This is a genomic window from Sneathiella aquimaris (assembly GCF_026409565.1).
In the GTDB taxonomy this organism is placed as follows: Bacteria; Pseudomonadota; Alphaproteobacteria; order Sneathiellales; family Sneathiellaceae; genus Sneathiella; species Sneathiella aquimaris.
This window is the reverse complement of sequence record NZ_CP112881.1, coordinates 2,827,617-2,845,487: the sequence shown is the minus strand read 5'-3', so window position 1 is coordinate 2,845,487 and position 17,871 is coordinate 2,827,617. Positions and strand designations below refer to the sequence as shown.

Genomic DNA, 17,871 nt, shown 5'->3' with positions numbered 1-17,871 from the left:
AATATTAGAGAAATAAAAATTATCTTGATATATCAAGTAAAAACATTCATAGTTTAGAAATATTATAATAAAAGAAGCACGACCTGGGAAGGAAACTAATAAAGCTACTGAGAAGGGTGGAGTAAAATGGCAACATACGATGCGACAGCTACTGTCAAAAGGAACAGAGCCTTTATCTCATCTGCGATGTCCGTTCCAATGCTTACGAGGGAACGGGAATTTGAGCTTGCCAGACGATGGCGATACTCGGAAGATGAAGCTGCACTTCATGAGCTTGTATTGGCTTATGTCAGACTAGTGGTGTCCATGGCGTCAAAATTCAATAATTATGGCTTGCCGAAAGGGGATTTGGTTCAAGAAGGCAATATCGGTCTTATGCAGGCGGCCTTCAGATTTGAACCCGAGCGCGAAATTCGATTTTCCACCTATGCCAGCTGGTGGATAAAATCCGCGATGCAGGACTATATTTTGAGAAACTGGTCGATTGTTCGATCCGGTACAAGTGCCTCCCAAAAATCCCTGTTTTTCAATCTACGTTGGCTTCGCGCCAAGATTCAGGCAAGCGAAAGCGGCACCATTCCAGAAGATACCCTTGAAACCATCTCAAAAAAACTTCGGGTTGGGATCAAAGAGGTAGAGGCGATGTCGAACCGGCTGGCCTCGCGGGATCAGTCTTTAAGTACGCCCATTGGTGAGGATGGTGATGATAGTTTGGAAGACTTTCTTGTCGATAACAAACCGTCTCCTGAAGATATTACAATCCGAACCTGTGATGGAGATACCCGGGGGCGCTGGCTAGTGTCCGCTTTGGATGAATTATCAGACCGGGAACAAATGATTATCAGGGAACGGCGGCTTAATGAGGATAAAGTAACCCTGGAAGCTTTGGGCGACCGATTGGGAATTACCAAAGAACGGGTCCGGCAAATCGAGCATAAAGCCTTCGAAAAGCTAAAGCTTTCCATGGTACGCATCAGTCGCGAAGCGAGCATGTCGCCTCATCGATTGAGTTGACCTTCTAAAACAGGCTTCCTTGGGAGGGCTGTTCATCCAAATTGATTTTTTCAATCAAGTCGGCAGTGTTGTTTCTGACATTGCCGACTTTTTTATGAACGGGGTAATAGCTGAAAGTCTCACGGTAGGATGGCGACGGAACGCTTGTTCTGTCCATTCCTCCAAGCCATTCTGTGAAATAATCTCGAGTAACGGTTAGAGGCATTCTTGAATGGATTTCCGCTGGAGTTCCGGTTGCCTCCGTTGTAACGATCGTGCAGCAATCAAGATCATGTTCCTGTGGGGCTGATCCCGTGTCCCATAGGCCTGCAAGAAAGAAGAGTGGATTGGAGGCTGAAAAAATCAAATAGGGCTGCTTTTCACCAAGACTATCTGTTTTCCATTCATAGTAACCCGTACAGGGAATGAGGCAGCGCTGCCCAGCGAACGCATGTTTAAACGATGGTTTGATGTCGATTGTTTCAAGTCGTGCGTTGATAAGGTTCGAGCGTGGCTTTGATGTGCCTGACCAGCCAGGGATTAAACCCCATTGGGCATTTGATACGACGGCTTCACCTGTCGCGATGTCCTTGCGGATGATCGGAACCTGTGATCCCGGCGCAATATTATAGGAGGGAGAGAAGTGGAAATCAGGACTGAAGCTGAAAAGTGTCCTGAGCATATCAAGTGGGCTACTTATGCTGAAGCGTGCGCACATGGTTTTCCATCCAAAATCTCGATCGGTTAGATGAACCTATATCACACTTTTCTACTTACATACTAGAACGATTAAACTTTATATAAGAAGGGGATACGAGAAAATGGTGTCCAGTTTTGTGACGCTCCGCACATTCAACAGATGTAGCGGGTAAAATCGACGTGAGGGGTGATCAAGCGCTATTGAAAGGGCGCTGGTAAACCCTAGATCGATAAACAAGCGAAGCAACTATCTTCGTCCCCTGATTAAAAAAAGAGCGACAGAGCAATGTATACAAAACTTACAGCAACTTGGATCCTCGCGGGCATTATGTTTAGTTTGTTGGTTGTTTTATCTCTGGTAACCGAACCTAGCCTCGCAAGTTTAGAAGATGATGTCAGCCCTTCGATCAATTATGTTATTCAAGGAAATGATATGGCGGATGCAGGCGCAGCCAAGGCCATCGAAGCAAACTGACACAGTTTATCCCAGAGTTGCTAATCCGGGAATGAGTTCCAGGAACCAATAGGCGAGAACCTGAAACTGACCTGTAAAAATCAGCAGCCCTGTGGCAAAGATGACAATGCCGGTCCCAATTTCCATTGCTTTGAAATACCGTTTAAAGCCTTGCATGAATTTCAGGAAAGGATTGATGGCAAGCGCCGCCAGAAGAAAGGGAATGCCTAATCCCAGGGCATACACCCCTAGCAGGCTCACACCATGCGCCAGCGAACTATCACTGCCAGCAATAGCTAGGATTGTCCCCAGAATAGGGCCGATACACGGGGTCCAGCCAAAACCAAAGGCGAGGCCGATGACATAGGCACCAAACCAGTTCTGAGGCTTGTCAATGTCGTTAAATCTGGCTTCCCTATACAAAAGCGGTATCCTCACCAGGCCGCTCAAATGAATGCCAAAAATCATAATCACCGCACCAGCGATTTTTGACAGTATGTCCAAATGCTGCAGCAGGATCTGATTAATGTAAGACGCACCGGCACCGAGCAAAATAAAGACGGTCGAAAAACCCAGTACAAATAACAGAGCCATAGACAGGACTTTTAGGTTAATCGCCTTCCGCTCGGCAGTATCGGCTTCCAGTTCTTCCAAACTTGTTCCCGCGACCAAGCAGATATAGGCTGGGACCAGTGGCAAAACACAAGGGCTTAGAAAACTGACAAGACCGCCACCTGCGGCGACCAGGTATGAAATTTCAGATGCTGCCATGATATTACCCAACCTTGGAAAAATAGTACGCTACCGACGAAATATATGTTCCTATGAAACTTTGCCAGTCACATTATTGTAGGAAAGAATTGATGTTATATCCATGCGACAAATGGTACTGATTTAAAAACAAGAAAAGCTCAGTATGAAAACAACAAAATTCACTGCTGCGATATGCACTCATCTGGAGGGCCCAAAACAAGTTCGCCTTGAAACAATTGAAGCTGGGCCGTTGCAGAAAAACGAAGTGCTGATTGATGTTAGGGCGGCGGCCCTGAATTTTCCTGACCTCCTTATGACTTATGGGAAATACCAATTCAAACCGCCACTTCCGTTTGTCGTCGGAATGGAAGGCGCCGGCATCGTTACCGCAGTTGGCAGGTCTGATTGCCCTTTTCAAATTGGTGACAAGGTGATGTTTAAGGGAAAAACAGGGGCGTGCGGGCATATGATTTGTGTTGATATGGCTCAGGTTCTCCTCCTTCCGAAGAGCCTTACTTTTGAAGAGGGGGCAGCCTTTTCAGTCACATTTTCGACGGCCTATATTGCTTTAAGGAGGAGGGCCCGGTTACAAGCCGGGGAATATCTTCTGGTATTGGGCGCTGGAGGCGGTGTCGGGCAAGCCAGTGTTGCCGTTGGTAAGGCTCTTGGGGCCAGCGTTATCGCAGCGGCGAGCAGTGATGATAAGCTCGAAATTGCCAAGGCATCAGGGGCCGACTATCTGATAAGATATGATGGAAATAGGTTTGCCGAAACGGTGTCGCGGATCACGCATGGCCAGGGGGCCGGTGTCATCCTCGATCCAGTGGGCGGAGATCTTTTAGAGGAAAGCGTTCGCAGTCTTGCCTGGCAGGGACGTCTGTTGACCGTGGGATTTGCAAGTGGTTCGTTTGGGCATGTCCCCTTGGATTTGCTGCGCGAAAAAGGGGCGACCCTTGTAGGGGTTCGAGCCGGGGAGTATGGGCGACGCAATCCCGCCGCTGGTCTATCAGCCCAAAGTGAATTGATGGCGCTAACCGAAAAACACGGCCTAAAGCCCTACATTGGGAGGAGTTGGCATTTTAATGAAGTGGGGAAGGCGTTGCTGGCTATGGAAAAGCGTCATGTGACGGGCAAGCAGATCATTAAGATGGGCGACGCTGGAGATTAACCCTGACGCCCATCTTGGCATAAAATAAGGTAAGAAGAAGAGACGCCTTAAGCGACGTCTGCCAGATTCTCTTCTTCGCCTAAAAAGATATCGTACAGAACTTCCAGAACATCAATTACGCTCTCATCGTCGAGAGAATAATAGATAGTCTGTGCTTCACGCCGAGTTTTTACGATTTCTTCTTTACGAAGACGCGCAAGATGTTGTGACAAGGCTGACTGACTCAAACCAACGATTTTTTCGAGCTCGCCAACAGAACGCTCTGCGTCTACAAGATTGCACAGAATCAACAACCGATGTTTGTTAGACATTGCTTTTAGGAAACGGCTAGCTTCGAGTGCTTTGCCCTGAAGTGATGTGATGTCCATTTACTCAACCAATTACTAATAAATAAGTGAAAATTTCTATCCGCTGATATAACAAATCGTCGTATTGATGCAAGCAAAACAATTGAAAAAAGTGAAGAAAACGTAATATCCGTTACAGAATAACGATTTGTGAGGTTTTTCTAACCAGACTGAATTCTTTATATAGGTTTATTTTAATATTTTAAAAAACTGTTTTATTTTTGAAAAAGGGGTCTTTGATCGGTCCAAACAGAGGCGTCGAGATGTTGTTTCCGTTACGGCATTAACTGGTTAGTGGAACGTAAAAAGTGCCAAAAAAACAAAATTGTGTTCTGAAATTTGATTCGAGTTCTGAAAAATCGTGCTGATAGATTTGGAGGAAAATTTATACAATCTTAAGAAATGAAAATTGCCATTTTTTGCCAATTTGCAGTCACATTTCCATTGTATGATAACATTGCTTACCTATATGCGGTATAATCCAAGCACTGTCTAAGAGATACAGAGAAGTAGCCCGCGTTTTCGTTATGGTTCTGTATTTGTTGGATTTTTTTATGACTGAACAACACAGTCTGCGTCAAATGTATGAGTATGCGAGCCGTTCAGGCCGTTACTTTGGTTAACACGAAACGACAATTAGGTGTTTTTTACCCCATGTTTGGGGGATGAAAGAGTGTCTTCAATTTTGATATGTTAATGAAACCTTAAGAACAGACTTTACGTTGCACGGTCTTATGGGAATGTATCAAGTTTAGAATCAGGATGAAACGGATGAGCTATTTTTCTGACAGGAGGCCAGCAGTACGTTCTTACAGGACGGGATTGGCACTTGGTATTGTGGCCGTTCTGCTTTTGACGGCGACAAGCTTTTCTCTTTTGTTCCAGTTCGGCGCAGCCGATCGTGAAATCCAGAATAAGTATTTGGTAGCAAAATACAGCGCTTCTACGAATTATGAGTTGGAGCGCAAGCTTGCAGAGGTGGACCTGGTTCAAGGCAGCGGTCATAAATATCTGAAAGATCTGGATATGCCCGTCGCTGGGAATGTTGAGGCGACGTTGGAAAATGTCGATTTGTTTGAACGGGTTTTTAGCAAAGATGAACTCTGTTTGACACAGGCTGTGTATTTTGAAGCGCGCGGCGAGCCGTTGATCGGGCAAGTTGCTATCGCAGAGGTTGTCCTTAACCGGGTGGCTGATCGCAAATATCCGGATAATGCCTGTAAGGTTGTGTTTCAAAACAAACATATGCCCAACCGATGCCAGTTCTCGTTCGCCTGTGATGGCAAACCAGATCGCCCTAGTGATTTAAACGCATGGGAAAAATCCCTGAAAATTGTCGCGCTTGTGATGGCAGGTGAAAGAAGCGGTGTTGCGAAACGGGCAACACACTATCATGCTTCTTATGTAAGCCCGAACTGGCGATTGCGTTTGAATAAAGTCGGTGAAATCGGACGTCACATTTTCTATCGGGATCGCATCATTTAATTTTTGATGGTACTGCTTCACTTTTCTTGATCCGTTGTTTGGCTCGTCGCGCCGTATAGAGCGTATGGCATATCAACGTCGAAATGATCAGCGCTCCGCCGATGATTGTTTCCTTTTCGGGCATTTCGTCGATGACGAGCCAAGCCCAGATGGGACCAAGAAAAGTCTCTAAAAGCATGATAAGGCTCACTTCCGCTGCTGGAATGTAGCGCGGCCCGATGGTAATCAACCCAAATGAAATTGGCAGGATAATGAAGGCCAATAGAAACAGGATTGAAAAATCCCTGCTGGTGATATCAAAAGGAGTCGCAGCAAGGGGTAATGCGATGGCAGCGATCATTAATCCGCTAATTCCGAGCGATGGGACCATATCAACATTTTTTGCAAGGCGGACTGTCGTTATTTGACTGGCGATTGACAGGGCACAGCAAAACGCGAAAAAATCTCCAATCCTGTTGTCGGACGACAAGTTCCCAAGAAACAAAATACTAATCCCACCGCAACTGATCAAAATGGCAAGCCAAGTGGATCCTAATACCGTTTCTTTTAGAAAGATGCGTGAGATAACAGCAGAACAAAGAGGCGCCGCCGCAATGATCACCAGGGTGTTGGCGACGGTCGTATTGTGAATGGCCAACACAAAAAAGATGGTGCTTGATGTAAAGAAAGCTGCTGCCTGGCCACCGCGCCAGCCCATCCTTTTAAGAATAAATGGAAATTGACTGCGATAGCGAAGAAGATAAAACCCCAATATCGCCGCGGCGAAAAGTAAGCCGCGCCAAAAGAGTAAAGTCCAGCTGTCCAGATTTACCAATCGAACCAGGAGCCCGTCGGGAGTCAGAATAAGAACACCAATAACGGTTAGGAGTGTTCCGAATATTTGAGGAGGCAGGCTTTTCATGAAGGATCCGATTAGTTCAGAAGAAGGCACTCCTCGCATGTATCTGAATTCCGCTACATGAGCAAGGCTGATCACTTGATTTAGAGGAGCACTGTAAAGGAACAATAAACAGGGGAGGTATGCCTCTTGTTTGCTAGACCGGTAAATCGATCATCCACATCAACGGTTTCAGGGTGCACGAAATATAGTTTCGGCTCTTAATTTCACTGTTCGCGGAAATCTGATCGGTGCGGCGAGAGAGGCCGCGCAGGAGGTTTAAAAAGGGGTGCTTAAGGATCCGATCCGGACCTCCGGCCATCGAAACGGTTCTTGAACCAACAAAGATCGGAACGGGTGCAGCCATTTTTATGAACGGTAAGGCATGGACTGGAGGTGCTGGAAATAGCGGATCGAGCAACCCTGTAACCGCAGTCATTTATGGCAATTGTCGGATCTTGTGCCATATGGGATCTTCTTTGGCACCGATTGGCATTTTCGGGCTTGTTTCAAACTCACGCCTCTGTGTTTCGCTAAGTGGCTTCAGGGATCTACAGCTTTTAAACCTCGACAGAATGGCCAGCGATTTCATCCAAAATCGGACAGTCAGGGCGGGCGTCGCCATGGCAATTGTTTGCCACCCGTTTCAGAAGCCCTTTCATCAGTTCCAGTTCAGCAATTTTTTCTTCGATGGATGTTATTTTGCTCATTGCCAGAGATTTTACCTCTGCACTGCTTCTGTTTTTATCCAGATACAGCGACAGTAAAACCCTGCATTCTTCAATAGAAAAACCAAGATCCCTTGCCCGCCTGATGAAGCCCAGAAAATGTACGTCTTCGTTTGAGTAATCCCGGTAGCCGTTTTCTGCCCGCCCTGGTTTTATGAGTTTGATGTCTTCGTAATAGCGGATTGTCTTTTGCGACAGGCCCGATGCTTTCGCTGCTTTTCCGATATTCATGAGGCCTCCTGATCCTTGATGTTTAATGTCCTTAATCTTAATGCATTGGAAATGACGGAAACAGAAGACAGGCTCATCGCCGCTGCCGCGAGCATGGGCGACAGCATTGTTCCTGTCAGGGGGTACAAAACACCTGCGGCAATTGGAATACAGATACTATTATAGCCGAAGGCGAGGAACAAATTCTGTTTGATATTATCAACGGTTGCCGTTGAAAGGGCCCGCGCTTTATTGATCGACCGAAGATCACCTTTCATCAGTGTGATATCCGCGCTTTCAAGTGAAACATCAGCGCCTGTGCCCATTGCCAGCCCAATATCGGCTTGCGCAAGGGCCGGGGCATCGTTGATGCCATCGCCAGCCATAGCGACGATATACCCTTCATTTTGCAGCTCAGAGATGATCGTCTGTTTGTCTTCGGGTAATAGATTTGCCCGATAATCGCTCAGCCCCAGTGTCGTGGCGACGGCAGCAGCTGTCCCTTCATTGTCTCCGGTTGCCATCAGCACTCTTATACCATTGTTTTGCAACTGCTTAATGGTTGCTTTGGCATGCGGCTTTACCTGATCCTGAAGGGCAATAACACCGGCAAGTCGGGTATTTATCCCTACAAAAATAAGCGTTTTTGCAGGTCTCTGTCCCCCGGTTTGGCTTAGTTTTTTAAGGAATTCAGAAAGATCGATTTTCTCTTGTTCCATAAAGGTCTGATTTCCAACAACGATCTTTTGTTCGTTCAAGAACCCTTTTGCACCTAATCCGGATACCGCATTAAATTGGGACGCTTTTTTAAGGGGCAGGTTGCGCGTCTCGGCCTCTTTCAGGATGGCTTTGGCGATTGGATGCTCTGATCCGATTTCCAGACTGGCGGCCTTTTCAAGCAATATGTCCTCGGAACCTGCATCATAGAGATCGATGGTCTCTACAACGGGTTTTCCTTCCGTTAGCGTGCCTGTTTTGTCAATGACCAGAATGTTGGCTTTTGACAAAGTTTCAATTGCTTCAGCATTTCGTATCAGGATGCCCTCAAGCGCACCGCGACCGGTTGCTGACATGATCGACATGGGTGTCGCTAGTCCCAAGGCACACGGGCAGGCAATAATCAGAACAGAAACTGCGGCAATAAGCGCAAAAGCCAAAGTGGGTTCCGGGCCGATAAAAAACCAGATCACAAACGCAAGAATGGCGGACAGGATCACGGCGGGTACAAAAAAAGCGGCGACCTTATCAACCAGTTTTTGTATGGGAGCCTGTGAGCGTTGCGCTGCGGAGACCATATCGATGATGGATGCAAGTACCGTTTCAGTTCCAACTTTTTCGGTTCGCATGATGAGGGTACCTGTGGTGTTAAGCGTGCCACCGATCACAGGATCCCCTACTTGTTTGAGAACGGGAACTGCTTCGCCAGTGAGCATGCTCTCATCAATTTCTGACTGGCCCTCAATCACGACCCCATCGACAGAAATTTTCTCGCCCGGCCGAACGCGAACGTGATCATCAGGAAGAATATGGTCCAGTGGGACGATCCGTTCAGTGCCGTTTTCGTTGACACGGCAAGCGGTTTTGGGCGCAAGCTCGACGAGTGCTTTGATAGCGGCGCCCGTTTGAGTTCGGGCTCGTAGCTCCAAAATCTGACCGATAAAGACAAGCGCAATAATCACCGCCGCTGATTCAAAATAGACAGGCAGCGTTCCATCTGCGCTTTGCAAGGTTACAGGGAACAGGTTCGGTAAAACAACGGCGACCACGCTATAGAGAAAAGCCGCGCCAACGCCAATGGCAATCAGCGTCCACATATTCGGGCTTCTGTTCTGGATTGAGCTCCAACCACGTTTGAAGATCGGTAGTCCTGCCCAAAGCACAACCGGAACCGAAAACAGCATTTCGGCCCAAGAGGAGACTTTAGGTCCCAAAAGATTTTTGACGGGCAGGCCGAGCATTGGCCCCATCGCTATAATGAGGATAGGAATAGTAAAGGCAACAGCGATTAGAAAACGCCTTGTAAAGTCGACCAGTTCAGGATTAGGTCCGTCCACCGGTGCGCCAATAGGCTCCAGGGCCATACCGCATAACGGGCAGTCGGTGAATTCATCTCTGATGATTTCAGGGTGCATGGGGCAGGTGTACTGGGCAGCCTTGGGCGCATATTGCGCTTTTAGTTTGTGGCGCCCGGTGAGGTAAAATTCTGGATCAATATCGAATTTATCGTGGCATCCATTGCTGCAAAAATGAAAATCCTTGCCCTCAAATGACAAGAACGGCTTGCCAGCATTGACGGCAACGGACATCCCGCATACTGGATCGATTTGTACATTCGTTTCATCGGTGGGGCCCGAATGGCCACCACAGCAACTTTCACTCGAAGACATCGGTTTTCTACCTTTAAGTATTCTGATGTCTCTTACATAAAGCTTCCATCCACTGGAAGGTCAAGAGGCTGTTCATTCGACGGTTAATTTGCCGCAGGTGATTCCACACGTGCTTTGTTTAGGGCTTTATGGATAGCGTGCGCCAATCGGTGCCGTTGAAATGGTTTTGATAAAAGATCGTGATGTGCAGATATCAGTTTCCGTCGTTTGGCAACTTCTGCGGGGTAGCCAGACATAAAAACCACCTTCACGTCCGGATAGATCATGGAAATAGAATCAAAAAACTCCGGTCCGTTCTTGCCATCGGGCAGGACGACATCACACAGAATGAGCGAAATATTCTTTTCTTTTTCAAGTATCTGAGTTGCCTCATTTGCATCTTTGGCCGACCGTGTTCGATAGTTTAAAGAGGTCAGAATATTTTCAGCCAGAAGACGAACATCGGGTTCATCCTCAACAACAAGGACAAGCTGATTGTCTCCGGTGATCGCTTCTTCGCCATTATTGTCTAAAGGCTGATTGTTTTTTGCGGAGTCTCCTTTTGGGAGGATTAATTCAACAGTCGTTCCTTTACCCGCGTCACTATATAAAGTGACAATGCCACCCGATTGGCGTGCGAAACCATATATCATCGATAAGCCGAGGCCCGTGCCTTCCCCAACTTTCTTGGTTGTAAAGAACGGTTCGAAAACATGAGGCTGGATATCTTCGGGTATGCCGGCTCCTGTATCGGATACACACAGAATGACATAGTCGCCTACTGGTAATTCCGGGTTGGCCTTGTGAAACTGTTCATCGGCGACAAAATTTCTGGTTTGCAGGCGAATTTTACCCCCTTTGGGCATGGCGTGACGAGAGTTAATCAACATATTGATCAAGGCGTTTTCGACCTGACCGGGGTCGGCAACGGCATCCCATAACCCGTCTTCAATCGAGACTTCTAAAGAAATCGTTTCCCCGACAGTACGTTTGAGCAGCACGTGAATATTGGAGATTAGGTCGCTGTAATTAAATTGTTGGGGCCGAAGCGGTTGTTGCCGGGAAAAAGCCAGAAGCCTCTGTGTTAATTCTGCTCCTCGTTCGGTGGCTTTCAGAATGGATTTAACCATTTTCTTCAGATCAGAATCGAGTTCATCTTCCAACAATTCAGCGTTGCCCTGAATGATTGCCAAAAAATTATTGAAGTCATGGGCAATACCACCGGTCAGTTGGCCAATTGTTTCCATCTTCTGGGCCTGAACGAGCTTTTGTTCAATTTCCTTTCGTTGGTCAATTTCCTCAACAAGAGCCTGATTGGCATCCTGCAGATCTTGTGTTCTGGATTGGATAGTCTCTTCCAGATTTTTGGCAAGGCGATTCAGTTTGCGGTGTTCCCGCCTAAGAATCAAACTGACAAGAAAGCCACTCAACAACATTCCGGGCAGAAAAATCTGGGCCCAGAAGCCAACCTGTTGCAAGTGATCGTGAAGACTGGCGATGGATCTGGTGCGGTATCGGATCGCTTCCGTCGTCACACTATGGAGGGTCGGAATGAGCGGTCGATACTGAGAAATAAGCTGCTTAATGCGCGCTTTGTCCGTAAAAGGGACATCCGCAATCTCTTTTTCGGTGGCTTCCAGAATCGCTAGAAGGTCCGACATGGCTTTCCTTGCGCCGGGAAGCGCCAGATAGGTTGCCCCGGCTTTGCCCGAAGTATTGGTCGAATGGCGACTCCACAAGATGTCCTGTTGGTTGATGAGCTGCTCACGGGTTACGCTGTTCTCGCCTAGTTCAATCCGATAAAGTGTATCGATGAATTTTAGTAACTCGTAGTCTGTTTGCGAGGTAATGCCGATCAACGTGTCCCGTGCGCTGTTTTCAATACGTTTTGACTCGCTAACAAGAGAGGAAATCATCCAATAGGCTGCACCCGCCATCAGGATCGTTCCTATAATGAGCGATCCATAGAGTAATTTGAGAAAACGGGACATGAATTCTGCCTACGTAGCGGGATTACTTAATAATGAGTTTTTTCAGCTGCCAGATCGATCGCGAGTGATAAACTTCGTTGACTAGTTCGGGGTTGGTATTCCACGGGTAGATTATCCATAGGGGGCCTTTATCCCGGATAGACATTGTATCCCCGTTTTTATGGTCGGCAAGGATTACATCATATTTGACAAAATCCTCCATTGGAATTTCTACCATGTAATCGTTAATGGCAATGGCTTGTACTGTCGTGCCGTCGGCACCCACCAAATCAAGTAAATCCCTGACCAGAACACCTTCGAAAACGGTTCGCCCATCGGTCCATGGTGTCATGGTGTCAATTTTTGTTCGAGGCAGCGATGTCAGCAGGGATCGGTCAATAAGCGCTTTTGATCCATCAGTGTTGCTTTGGGAGATGTTCCCGCTGATCTCCAGCAAAACAGGGGTGCCTGGTTTTTCCAAAGACGAGGCGGATGAACTGAATAATACAGTAGCCGTCAGGACTGAAATCAAAAGAATAAGGGGTTTAACGAACTGAACCATGTGAATCCTTTTTGTTGAGCGGGGGCTCATAGAATCGCCTAATCAATTTGAAAGCTATCACTAGGGGCGCCTGAGGGACAATTATAAAAACGGATAATAGGCAATGTGAGGCAAATTGAACGGGAGCTGTTGTAAACCTGCGCTGCATGAGATGCTTCCTCGGTCGTGAGGGGCATATGCCCAAAAGAAAGACTGGGTTCGGCCAACAGATCAAAAAAAACCTGCACTTTTCAGCGCAGGTTTTTTTGAATTCTGGTGCCGCCACCAGGAGTCGAACCCGGGACCTGATGATTACAAATCAACTGCTCTACCAACTGAGCTATAGCGGCGTTGTGGAGCCGGAAAATAGTCAGCTTGTTACAATTGGGCAAGTAAAAAATTCATTTTTTTCAGAACTTTTTTTAAAGCGCAGAAAACTGCCATTAATCGACTTGATTAGCCCGGTTTATTTCGTAAAAAGCAATCGCTGCTGCGTTCGAGACATTCAAACTTTCGATAGAGTCGCTCATCGGAAGCTTGCCGAGGAGGTCACATTTTTCTGACGTTAGTCTTCGAAGGCCCTTTCCCTCTGATCCCAAAACAATGGCGAGGCGGTCTGTTCCTTTTACCGCTTGTTCCAAAGTTTGAGCGGCTGTTCCATCCATTCCGATTCGCCAAAACCCCATTTCAGCAAGTCTGTCCATTGCGCGTGACAAGTTTCCAACCCGAACCATCGGAACCGTTTCCACAGCGCCGGATGCAGAGCGGGCCAGTACCCCGGTTACAGGCGGCGAATGCCGGTCGGGGAGAATTACGGCCGCAATGTTAAAGGCCGCTGCTGACCTTAAAATTGCCCCTACATTATGTGGGTCCGTGACTTGATCCAAAATTGCGACAGCATTCCCGGGACTGTTATCAACCAGTGCAACCACATCTTCTATATCAAGTTCTTTAAGAGGGGACGCCATTAAAGCGATGCCTTGATGAATGGCCTGGTCTGGCAATAGAGCCCGGATATCATCCGCGGATACCAGCTCTAGCGTCGGAATTTTTTGAACACGCTCCTGCATGTCCAATTCCAGCTTGTCCAATTTCGATTTGGTCAGCAGGAGGCGCCTGATTTTCCGATCAGGGTTAGAAAGAGCGGCAAGAACAGCATGGTCTCCATAGAGCCAAGCATCCTTTTGTGAGTTTTGTGGACCAGTTCTCTCTTTTTTTCCCTTTGAAAAGCCCGGTTTTCCGCCCTTTTCAAAAAAATTCGATTTTTGGCCTTTTGGTGGCTTGCGTGTCGTCATGCCCTCGCTTATATTGCGCTTCGCCTCGCGCAACAAGCCAGCTTTTACAGATGGATTGAAAAAAATCGATTTAATTGATTATTTTTCACTTTTTCGGTTGACTTTGTTCGTGAATTTTCGATAGTGCCGCACACCTTACGGCGATGTCGGAAGGTGAAAGTAATACCGGAGGGATGCCTGAGCGGTTAAAAGGGGCGGACTGTAAATCCGCTGGCTATGCCTACGTTGGTTCAAATCCAACTCCCTCCACCATTACTTTACAGTTGCCAGTCTATGGAGAAGATCGGGCGCTGACTATGCGGGTGTAGCTCAATGGTAGAGCAGAAGCCTTCCAAGCTTACGACGAGGGTTCGATTCCCTTCACCCGCTCCAAGCGCCGATCAGCGCTATATAAACCGGATCGTGAATTTTGTGATACTGAAGTGCAGCTTCGGTATCTTTGGGCTGTGAGAATTAAATAGTTCAGGACGACAGAGATATGGCCAAAGAAAAGTTTGAGCGTAATAAACCGCACGCGAATATCGGTACTGTTGGTCACGTTGACCACGGTAAAACCACACTGACAGCAGCAATCACGAAAGTTCTTGCTGAGCAGAGCGGTGGCGCCGCATTCGCATTTGATGAAATCGATAAGGCGCCTGAAGAAAAAGCGCGTGGTATCACGATTTCAACAGCACATGTTGAATATGAAACAGAAGGTCGTCACTATGCTCACGTTGACTGTCCAGGTCACGCTGACTATGTGAAAAACATGATCACTGGTGCCGCACAGATGGATGGTGGTATCCTTGTTGTGTCAGCCGCTGACGGACCAATGCCACAGACTCGCGAGCATATCCTGCTTGCTCGTCAGGTTGGTGTTCCAGCCCTCGTTGTTTTCATGAACAAAGTTGACCAGGTCGACGACGAAGAGCTTCTTGAGCTTGTTGAAATGGAAATTCGTGAGCTTCTGAGCGAATACGACTTCCCAGGTGACGATATCCCGATTGTTAAAGGGTCTGCTCTTGCAGCGCTTGAAGGTCGTGATGACGAAATCGGCAAGAACGCTATTTTGGAACTGATGCAGGCAGTTGATGACTACATCCCACTTCCAGAGCGTGATGTTGACAAGCCATTCCTGATGCCAATTGAGGATGTGTTCTCAATTTCCGGTCGCGGTACTGTTGTAACAGGCCGGATCGAAAGCGGTGTTGTTAAGGTTGGTGAAGAGATCGAAATCATCGGTATCAAAGACACTGTCAAAACAACATGCACAGGCGTTGAAATGTTCCGCAAGCTGCTCGATCAGGGTGAAGCTGGCGATAACGTTGGTGTTCTGCTTCGTGGTACGAAACGTGAAGATGTTGAGCGTGGTCAGGTTCTGGCACATCCAGGAACGATTACACCGCACACGAAATTCACAGCAGAAGCTTACATTCTGACGAAAGATGAAGGTGGTCGTCACACACCATTCTTCACAAACTATCGTCCACAGTTCTACTTCCGTACAACGGACGTAACCGGTGTTGTAACATTGCCAGAAGGGACCGAAATGGTCATGCCTGGTGATAACATCAAAGTGGATGTTGAATTGATTGCTCCGATCGCTATGGATGCAGGTCTGCGTTTCGCTATTCGCGAAGGTGGACGAACAGTCGGCGCCGGCGTCGTCTCATCTATCGTCGAGTAAATTCGTTTCTTCTGACGAAATTTCTGATTTCGTCAGACTAGAGAGTTGGCATTGAGCCGTCGGGAAAATTTTCGGCGGCTCTATGTGCCACTACAGACCGCAGGAGTGTAGCTCAATTGGTAGAGCACCGGTCTCCAAAACCGGGGGTTGGGGGTTCGATCCCCTCCACTCCTGCCAGTCTGGTTGATCTCTGGAAAGAAATCCTGTATACCGCCGGGTCACCCGGTTGTTGAAAACTGATTTGAGGAAAGAATGGCAAAGGTAACTCCAGGTGCTTTTATCCGCCAGGTGCGGCAAGAGGCTTCCAAGGTAACGTGGCCAACTCGCAAAGAGACAATGATCACCACTGGTATGGTGTTCGTTATGGTCTTTCTTGCGTCGATTTTCTTCTTTGCCGTGGATACAGGTATTCAGGCAATTGTTAAGCTTATTCTGGAAGCGGGAGCCTGATTGGTATGTCTGAGACTGAACGCAAGCCCAGAAAACGTTGGTATATTATTCATGCTTATTCCGGTTTTGAGAAAAAAGTTGCTCAAGCTGTGAAAGAGCAGGCTATCCTGAAAGGGATGGCTGACAAATTTGAAGATGTTCTGGTTCCTGTCGAGGAAGTTGTGGAAGTGCGCCGCGGTCAAAAAGTGAGTGCTGAGCGCAAATTCTTCCCCGGTTATGTTCTGGCAAATATGGAAATGAACGATGAGACCTATCACCTTGTGAAGAATCTTCCCAAGGTTACAGGCTTTTTGGGCAACCAGAACAAACCGCAGCCAATTTCTGAGAAAGAGGCGATGTCGGTTCTGAACCAGGTTCAGGAAGGGATCGAACGTCCGAAACCATCTGTTACATTTGAAATCGGCGAAGAAGTCCGCGTCAGTGACGGTCCTTTTGCAACCTTTATGGGGGTTGTTGAGGAGGTGGATGAAGATAAAGCCAAGTTGAAGGTATCCGTTTCAATCTTTGGTCGATCCACCCCGGTAGAGCTCGATTATTCTCAAGTTGAGAAAAGCTAAGAATTAGAATTTTGTCGTAATGGTGCGACAGAGTTGCGGAAGGCCTGCCATGGCCGCACCGCAGACCCTTAAAATTGAATAGGGAAGAAAATGGCAAAGAAGATACAAGGCTATATCAAGCTGCAGGTCCCGGCGGGACAGGCAAATCCTTCACCACCGATTGGTCCGGCTTTGGGTCAACAGGGTGTGAATATTATGGAATTCTGTAAAGCATTTAATGCTGCGACAGGTAGTATGGAAGGCGGCATGCCGATCCCTACTGTGATCACAGTGTTTGCTGACCGGTCTTTCACATTCATTACTAAAACGCCACCAGCCTCTTATTTCCTTAAGAAGGCAGCAGGTCAGAAAAAAGGTGGTAGCACACCTGGTCGTGATGTTGCAGCGACAGTTACTTTGGCTCAGGTCAAGGAAATCGCTGAAGCGAAAATGGTTGACCTCAATGCAAATGATATCGAAGCCGCGATGGAAATCATCAAAGGCTCTGCCCGTTCTATGGGCTATGCGGTAGAGGGCTGAAGACATGGCGAAATTGACTAAAAGACAAAAAGTTGCAGCAGACGCTATCGATTCTGAAAAGCTCTATGCACTGAACGAAGCTGTAGAACTGGTTAAATCCAACGCAACTTCCAAATTCGACGAAACTGTTGAAATCGCAATGAACCTGGGCGTTGACCCACGTCATGCTGATCAGATGGTTCGTGGTGTTATTCAGCTGCCTAATGGTACTGGTAAATCTGTTCGCGTTGCTGTGTTCGCACGGGGCGATAAGGCCGACGAAGCGAAAGCTGCTGGTGCTGAACTCGTTGGTGCTGAAGACCTGATGGAAATCATTCAGGGCGGCAACATGGATTTCGATCGTTGTATCGCAACTCCAGATATGATGGCTGTTGTTGGCCGTCTTGGTAAGGTACTGGGCCCACGTGGTCTGATGCCAAATCCAAAGCTGGGTACGGTTACACCAAACGTTGCGGACGCTGTTAAGGCGGCCAAAGGCGGTCAGGTTGAATTCCGCGCTGAGAAAACCGGTATTGTTCACGCAGGTGTTGGAAAATCAAGCTTTACTGCCGATGCGCTGAACGAAAATATCAAAGCTTTTGTTGCAGCGGTTGTTAAAGCCAAACCAGCAGGCGCTAAAGGTCAGTATCTGAAAAGAATGGCATTGAGCTCCACTATGGGCCCAGGTGTCAAAGTAGAAATTAGCGAACTTTCGTAAGTTTGCTTTAAAGGATTTGCCGCTTTTGCGGCAGATGCCTGAGCCTGCTAGTCAGGCTCAGCTGTCCAAGACCGTAGGTGTTCAGGTTCCTTT

Annotated in this window: 19 protein-coding genes and 4 tRNA genes; 12 read left to right on the top strand and 11 right to left on the bottom strand. The window is 47.5% G+C overall.

Annotated features, from left to right (window positions below):
• The first annotated feature begins 126 nt into the window (after positions 1 to 126).
• Positions 127 to 1,014 (top strand): RNA polymerase factor sigma-32, encoded by an 888-nt coding sequence (locus OIR97_RS13400; protein ID WP_169542772.1) that lies wholly within the window; start codon positions 127 to 129, stop codon positions 1,012 to 1,014.
• 4 nt (positions 1,015 to 1,018) lie between these two features.
• On the opposite strand, the gene OIR97_RS13395 is transcribed toward OIR97_RS13400, so the two are convergent.
• A complete protein-coding gene (locus OIR97_RS13395; protein WP_169542771.1) occupies positions 1,019 to 1,675 on the bottom strand; it encodes an SOS response-associated peptidase in 657 nt (218 codons plus the stop codon).
• Positions 1,676 to 1,978: 303 nt separating this feature from the next.
• Here OIR97_RS13395 and OIR97_RS13390 point away from each other — a divergent pair, with 303 nt between their 5' ends.
• Positions 1,979 to 2,167, top strand: coding sequence for a hypothetical protein (locus OIR97_RS13390; protein WP_169542770.1), 189 nt, complete (start codon positions 1,979 to 1,981; stop codon positions 2,165 to 2,167).
• A 6-nt stretch (positions 2,168 to 2,173) separates the two neighbouring features.
• Here OIR97_RS13390 and OIR97_RS13385 read toward each other — a convergent pair whose 3' ends face one another.
• A complete protein-coding gene (locus OIR97_RS13385) occupies positions 2,174 to 2,917 on the bottom strand; it encodes a cytochrome c biogenesis CcdA family protein (RefSeq protein ID WP_169542769.1) in 744 nt (247 codons plus the stop codon).
• A gap of 145 nt (positions 2,918 to 3,062) precedes the next feature.
• Between OIR97_RS13385 and OIR97_RS13380 the strand changes: the two genes are divergently transcribed.
• The gene (locus tag OIR97_RS13380) at positions 3,063 to 4,067 is read left to right on the top strand and encodes an NADPH:quinone oxidoreductase family protein (protein ID WP_169542768.1); all 1,005 of its coding nucleotides are present in this window, start codon (positions 3,063 to 3,065) and stop codon (positions 4,065 to 4,067) included.
• 47 nt (positions 4,068 to 4,114) lie between these two features.
• On the opposite strand, the gene OIR97_RS13375 is transcribed toward OIR97_RS13380, so the two are convergent.
• Positions 4,115 to 4,435, bottom strand: a complete 321-nt coding sequence (locus tag OIR97_RS13375; RefSeq protein WP_169542767.1) for an ArsR/SmtB family transcription factor — start codon at positions 4,433 to 4,435, stop codon at positions 4,115 to 4,117.
• Positions 4,436 to 5,185: 750 nt separating this feature from the next.
• Between OIR97_RS13375 and OIR97_RS13370 the strand changes: the two genes are divergently transcribed.
• A complete protein-coding gene (locus OIR97_RS13370; RefSeq protein WP_169542766.1) occupies positions 5,186 to 5,899 on the top strand; it encodes a cell wall hydrolase in 714 nt (237 codons plus the stop codon).
• On the opposite strand, the gene OIR97_RS13365 is transcribed toward OIR97_RS13370, so the two are convergent.
• From OIR97_RS13365 to rlmB, 8 genes are all read right to left on the bottom strand, one after another.
• The gene (locus tag OIR97_RS13365; protein ID WP_169542765.1) at positions 5,892 to 6,800 is read right to left on the bottom strand and encodes a DMT family transporter; all 909 of its coding nucleotides are present in this window, start codon (positions 6,798 to 6,800) and stop codon (positions 5,892 to 5,894) included. The two genes, OIR97_RS13370 and OIR97_RS13365, sit on opposite strands and share 8 nt — an antisense overlap.
• A 133-nt stretch (positions 6,801 to 6,933) precedes the next feature.
• Positions 6,934 to 7,215 carry a hypothetical protein gene (locus OIR97_RS13360; protein ID WP_169542764.1) on the bottom strand — a complete coding sequence of 94 codons (282 nt, stop codon included), beginning with the start codon at positions 7,213 to 7,215 and terminating at the stop codon, positions 6,934 to 6,936.
• Positions 7,216 to 7,336: 121 nt separating this feature from the next.
• On the bottom strand, positions 7,337 to 7,735 hold the full coding sequence (gene cueR / locus OIR97_RS13355) for a Cu(I)-responsive transcriptional regulator (protein ID WP_169542763.1): 399 nt from the start codon (positions 7,733 to 7,735) through the stop codon (positions 7,337 to 7,339).
• Positions 7,732 to 10,101: a heavy metal translocating P-type ATPase gene (locus OIR97_RS13350; RefSeq protein ID WP_169542762.1), complete on the bottom strand. Its 2,370-nt coding sequence runs from the start codon at positions 10,099 to 10,101 to the stop codon at positions 7,732 to 7,734. Before OIR97_RS13350 ends, cueR begins: the two co-directional genes overlap by 4 nt.
• Before the next feature lie 83 nt (positions 10,102 to 10,184).
• On the bottom strand, positions 10,185 to 12,071 hold the full coding sequence (locus OIR97_RS13345; protein ID WP_169542761.1) for a response regulator: 1,887 nt from the start codon (positions 12,069 to 12,071) through the stop codon (positions 10,185 to 10,187).
• Positions 12,072 to 12,093: 22 nt separating this feature from the next.
• Positions 12,094 to 12,612 (bottom strand): molybdopterin-dependent oxidoreductase, encoded by a 519-nt coding sequence (locus tag OIR97_RS13340; protein WP_169542760.1) that lies wholly within the window; start codon positions 12,610 to 12,612, stop codon positions 12,094 to 12,096.
• Between the two features lie 253 nt (positions 12,613 to 12,865).
• A tRNA-Thr gene (locus tag OIR97_RS13335) sits at positions 12,866 to 12,941 on the bottom strand.
• A gap of 93 nt (positions 12,942 to 13,034) precedes the next feature.
• Positions 13,035 to 13,886: a 23S rRNA (guanosine(2251)-2'-O)-methyltransferase RlmB gene (gene rlmB, locus OIR97_RS13330; protein WP_169542759.1), complete on the bottom strand. Its 852-nt coding sequence runs from the start codon at positions 13,884 to 13,886 to the stop codon at positions 13,035 to 13,037.
• Positions 13,887 to 14,053: 167 nt separating this feature from the next.
• Between rlmB and OIR97_RS13325 the strand changes: the two genes are divergently transcribed.
• The 8 genes from OIR97_RS13325 to rplA all read left to right on the top strand — a co-directional run bounded on the left by OIR97_RS13325 (position 14,054) and on the right by rplA (position 17,778).
• Positions 14,054 to 14,138: transfer RNA gene (locus OIR97_RS13325), tRNA-Tyr, on the top strand.
• Positions 14,139 to 14,184: 46 nt separating this feature from the next.
• Positions 14,185 to 14,258, top strand: a tRNA-Gly gene (locus OIR97_RS13320).
• Positions 14,259 to 14,364: 106 nt separating this feature from the next.
• Positions 14,365 to 15,555, top strand: a complete 1,191-nt coding sequence (gene tuf, locus OIR97_RS13315; RefSeq protein WP_267177726.1) for an elongation factor Tu — start codon at positions 14,365 to 14,367, stop codon at positions 15,553 to 15,555.
• A gap of 101 nt (positions 15,556 to 15,656) precedes the next feature.
• Positions 15,657 to 15,732, top strand: a tRNA-Trp gene (locus OIR97_RS13310).
• 75 nt (positions 15,733 to 15,807) lie between these two features.
• Positions 15,808 to 16,005, top strand: coding sequence for a preprotein translocase subunit SecE (secE, locus tag OIR97_RS13305; RefSeq protein WP_169546501.1), 198 nt, complete (start codon positions 15,808 to 15,810; stop codon positions 16,003 to 16,005).
• Between the two features lie 5 nt (positions 16,006 to 16,010).
• Positions 16,011 to 16,562: a transcription termination/antitermination protein NusG gene (gene nusG / locus OIR97_RS13300; protein WP_169546500.1), complete on the top strand. Its 552-nt coding sequence runs from the start codon at positions 16,011 to 16,013 to the stop codon at positions 16,560 to 16,562.
• Between the two features lie 90 nt (positions 16,563 to 16,652).
• Entirely contained in the window at positions 16,653 to 17,081 is a 429-nt protein-coding gene (rplK, locus tag OIR97_RS13295) for a 50S ribosomal protein L11 (protein WP_169546499.1), read from the top strand.
• A 4-nt stretch (positions 17,082 to 17,085) separates the two neighbouring features.
• Entirely contained in the window at positions 17,086 to 17,778 is a 693-nt protein-coding gene (gene rplA, locus OIR97_RS13290; RefSeq protein ID WP_169546498.1) for a 50S ribosomal protein L1, read from the top strand.
• Positions 17,779 to 17,871 lie beyond the last annotated feature (93 nt).